The sequence below is a fragment of the Flavobacterium sp. genome (assembly GCF_043720215.1).
Taxonomy (GTDB): Bacteria; Bacteroidota; Bacteroidia; order Flavobacteriales; family Flavobacteriaceae; genus Flavobacterium.
The window spans coordinates 1-3,724 of sequence record NZ_JAYSSZ010000161.1; the positions used below are offsets into that span (position 1 = coordinate 1).

6 protein-coding genes are annotated in these 3,724 nt (G+C 32.9%); all 6 read left to right on the forward strand.

Going from position 1 to position 3,724, the window contains the following annotated elements:
- A partial coding sequence (locus tag ACHZC3_RS07535) for a TetR/AcrR family transcriptional regulator (protein WP_394759251.1) occupies positions 1-427 on the forward strand: 427 nt, incomplete at its 5' end.
- A 166-nt stretch (positions 428-593) separates the two neighbouring features.
- Positions 594-1,667: a 1,2-phenylacetyl-CoA epoxidase subunit PaaE gene (paaE, locus tag ACHZC3_RS07540; protein WP_394759252.1), complete on the forward strand. Its 1,074-nt coding sequence runs from the start codon at positions 594-596 to the stop codon at positions 1,665-1,667.
- 23 nt (positions 1,668-1,690) lie between these two features.
- Positions 1,691-2,644, forward strand: a complete 954-nt coding sequence (gene paaA / locus ACHZC3_RS07545; protein ID WP_394759253.1) for a 1,2-phenylacetyl-CoA epoxidase subunit PaaA — start codon at positions 1,691-1,693, stop codon at positions 2,642-2,644.
- A 73-nt stretch (positions 2,645-2,717) separates the two neighbouring features.
- On the forward strand, positions 2,718-2,999 hold the full coding sequence (gene paaB / locus ACHZC3_RS07550) for a 1,2-phenylacetyl-CoA epoxidase subunit PaaB (RefSeq protein WP_394759254.1): 282 nt from the start codon (positions 2,718-2,720) through the stop codon (positions 2,997-2,999).
- Between the two features lie 72 nt (positions 3,000-3,071).
- Positions 3,072-3,440 (forward strand): four helix bundle protein, encoded by a 369-nt coding sequence (locus ACHZC3_RS07555; protein WP_394759255.1) that lies wholly within the window; start codon positions 3,072-3,074, stop codon positions 3,438-3,440.
- A gap of 6 nt (positions 3,441-3,446) precedes the next feature.
- Positions 3,447-3,724: Phenylacetic acid catabolic protein (locus ACHZC3_RS07560; protein WP_394759256.1), on the forward strand; the 278-nt coding region annotated here is incomplete at its 3' end.

Genomic DNA, 3,724 nt, shown 5'->3' on the forward strand with positions numbered 1-3,724 from the left:
CAAACAAGAAATTTTAGTTCTAATAATAATTAAAATTGCTGAAGAATTTACAAATTCTATGAATGATATCGTAAACTCTAATCAAACAGCAATCCAAAAACTTGAACAAATAATTAAGTTGCATATTGATATTACAATAAGAGATGCAGATTCTTTAGCCACATTAAATAATGATTGGATGCATTTGTCTAATGAAGAATTGCAATATTTTATCAAAATGAGAGAAGATTATGAAGAAAATTTTAGAATCGTAGTCAAGAAAGGTGTTGCAGATGGAGAGATAAAAAACTACAACTCCGAAGTGATTATTTTCTCGATGCTTTCAACGCTGCGAACACTTTATCTTTGGTTCGGAAAAGGAAAAAGATTAAACGCAGAACTTCTTAATAAAAATTTGAAAAAAGTTTTACTTAACGGAATTGTATAGTTCATAACTTTTGCAAAGACTTATATTTAAACTCTAATTTATTTAAACTTTAATATAAACCAAGTTTTTAAAATAATTTAAGAACACATGTTTATTTTTTTTGTAAATTTGCACTAAAAACTAACAATTGTTAGTTTTTAATATTATTAATTTATTTGATTCTCAAATGGCTAAATTTCACAATATAAAAGTTTCCAATATTTATAAGGAAACTAAAGATTGCTCGGTTGTTACTTTTGAAATTCCAGAAGAATTAAAGCAAGATTTCAAATACAGTCAGGGGCAACATCTTAATATTAAAGCGACTATTAACGGTGTCGAGGCACGTCGTTCCTATTCTTTGTGCTCTAGTCCAGTAGAAAATAAATGGCAAATTGCTGTCAAAAAAATCAATGACGGATTATTTTCAACTTATATAAACGAAACACTTAAGAAAGGAGATATTCTAGAAATGATGCCTCCAAGTGGCGTTTTTTTTAAAGAAATAAATCCTTCAAAACCTAAAAATTATATTTTTTTTGCAGCTGGAAGTGGAATTACGCCAATCTTGTCTATTATCAAAACGCATTTAGCACTCGAGCCTAATAGTACTTTCAAATTATTTTATCTTAATAGAACAGTAAAATCAATTATCTTTAAGGAAGAAATTGAAGCATTAAAAAACAGATACTTAAACCGACTAGAAATTTTTCATTTCTTGACTAAAGAGCATAGAAATGTCGAATTGTTAAATGGTCGATTTACAAAAGAAAAACTGCAAATTCTAACTGAAAAAATTATAGATATTTCTTCAGTTGATGAATGTTTTATTTGCGGACCAGAAGAAATGATTTTTCTTATTCGTGACGAATTAGTAGCGGCTGGATTATCCAAAGATAAAGTGCATTTTGAGCTGTTTCATTCAGGTCATTCAGAAGAAGACAAGCAACGAGCGACTAAAGTTTTAGAGAAAAAAGTAGAAGGAACAGAAGTGACCATTCTCGATGGTGGAAAAGAATTCCATTTCACAATGGATGATGATTACGATAATATTCTAGACGGAGCTCTTGCGGCTGGTGCTGATTTGCCATTTGCTTGCAAAGGCGGAGTTTGTAGTACTTGTAGATGCAAAGTTATAGAAGGAACAGTAGAAATGAAAGTCAATTACGCATTAGACGAAAACGAAGTAGCAAAAAATTATATATTAAGTTGTCAAGCGGTTCCTACTTCCAAAAAAGTAGTTGTCGATTTTGGATCTTAAATTAATTGTTAATTGAGAAAATTATGTCAGAAATAGAGATTAAAAATTTAGAAAAATTATTCGACGAACGAATTGCTCGTGACGAAAAAATTGAACCTAAAGATTGGATGCCGGAAAAATACCGTCAAACACACATTCGTCAAATTTCACAACACGCGCATTCTGAAATTGTAGGAATGTTGCCAGAAGGGAATTGGATTACTCGTGCGCCATCTTTAAGAAGAAAAGTTTCGCTATTAGCTAAAGTACAAGACGAAGCGGGACATGGATTGTATCTGTATTCTGCTTGTGAGACATTAGGTGTTTCTCGTGAAGAATTGTACGATCAACTCCATTCTGGGAAAGCAAAATATTCCAGTATTTTTAATTATCCAACTGTAACTTGGGCAGATATGGGTGCAATTGGTTGGTTAGTCGATGGTGCTGCAATCATCAACCAAGTACCATTAACAGCAACTTCATTTGGACCTTATGCTCGTGCTATGGTTCGTGTTTGCAAGGAAGAAAGTTTTCATCAGCGTCAAGGATTTGACATCATGATGACATTAGCAAACGGAACTCCAGAACAAAAAGCGATGGCGCAAGATGCTTTAAATCGTTGGTGGTGGCCTTCGTTAATGATGTTAGGGCCTACTGATGCTGAGTCTGTTCATACTGAACAATCCATGAAATGGAAACTAAAACGCAAGACCAACGATGAATTACGTCAACAATTTGTAGACCAAACTGTTCCACAAGCTGAGATGATTGGTCTAACAATTCCAGATCCAAATCTAAAATGGAACGAAACAACAAAGCGATATGATTTTGGCGAAATGGATTGGGACGAATTTTGGCAAGTTGTCAAAGGTCACGGACCATGTAATAAAGTCCGAATATCTGCAAGAGTAAACGCTTGGGATAATGGAAAATGGGTTCGTGATGCCGCAATGGCTTACGCCGAAAAACAAGAAAATAAATTAGAACAAGCAGTATAAATTAGGTTTCGGGTTTTGGGTATTAGGTTTTAAAAAATTTATACCCAAAACCTAAAACCCAAAACCTATAAAAATGAAAAATTGGCCACTTTGGGAAGTATTTATAAGAAGTAAAAACGGATTAGAACATCGTCATTGCGGAAGCCTTCATGCAAGCGATGCAACTATGGCGTTAGAAAACGCAAGAGATGTTTACACACGTAGAATGGAAGGCGTGAGTATTTGGGTAGTTCCTACCATTCAGATTACTGCATCAAATCCTGATGATAGTGCTGAATTGTTTGAACCAGCAAAAGACAAAGCTTACCGTCACCCAACTTTTTACGAATTGCCTGATGAGTTAAAACACATGTAGAATATAGTCATTAGTCTTTAGTTATAAGTCATTAGTAGCAGATGACTAAAGACTAATAATTTATTTTTTTTTATGAAAATACAAAAATTTGAGGATATTATTGCTTGGCAAAAAGCTCAAGATTTAGCAGTAGCTATATATAAAGAATTTGAGAAATCTACAGATTATGGATTTAAAAATCAAATTCAACGAGCTACTATTTCAATCTCTAATAATATTGCTGAAGGGTTCGATAGGAATAGTGATAAAGAATTTATTCACTTTCTATATATTTTGTCAGGATCTTGTAGTGAAGTTAGATCAATGTTATACCTTTCAGTGCAGCTTAATTTCATTAGTAGTGATAAAGTAGAAAAACTTATTAACCAAACAAATGAAATATCTAAAATCATTAGAGGTTTAATAAAATCAATTGCACCACAACTAACGACTAATAACTAACAACTTATGACTAGATTAGTACAATATATATACGGAATCGCAGATAATGCTTTAATTTTAGGTCAACGTCTTGGTGAACTTTGTGGTCACGGTCCAAACTTAGAAACCGATATTGCAATGACAAATATCGCTTTAGATTTGTTGGGACAAACCAGAAGTTATTACCAATATGCTGCCAAATTACTTGGTGAAAATGCAACTGAGGATACCATTGCTTTTTTACGAAACGAAAGAGAATACAAAAATGTATTACTTGTCGAACAGCCTAATACAGACTTTGCTTA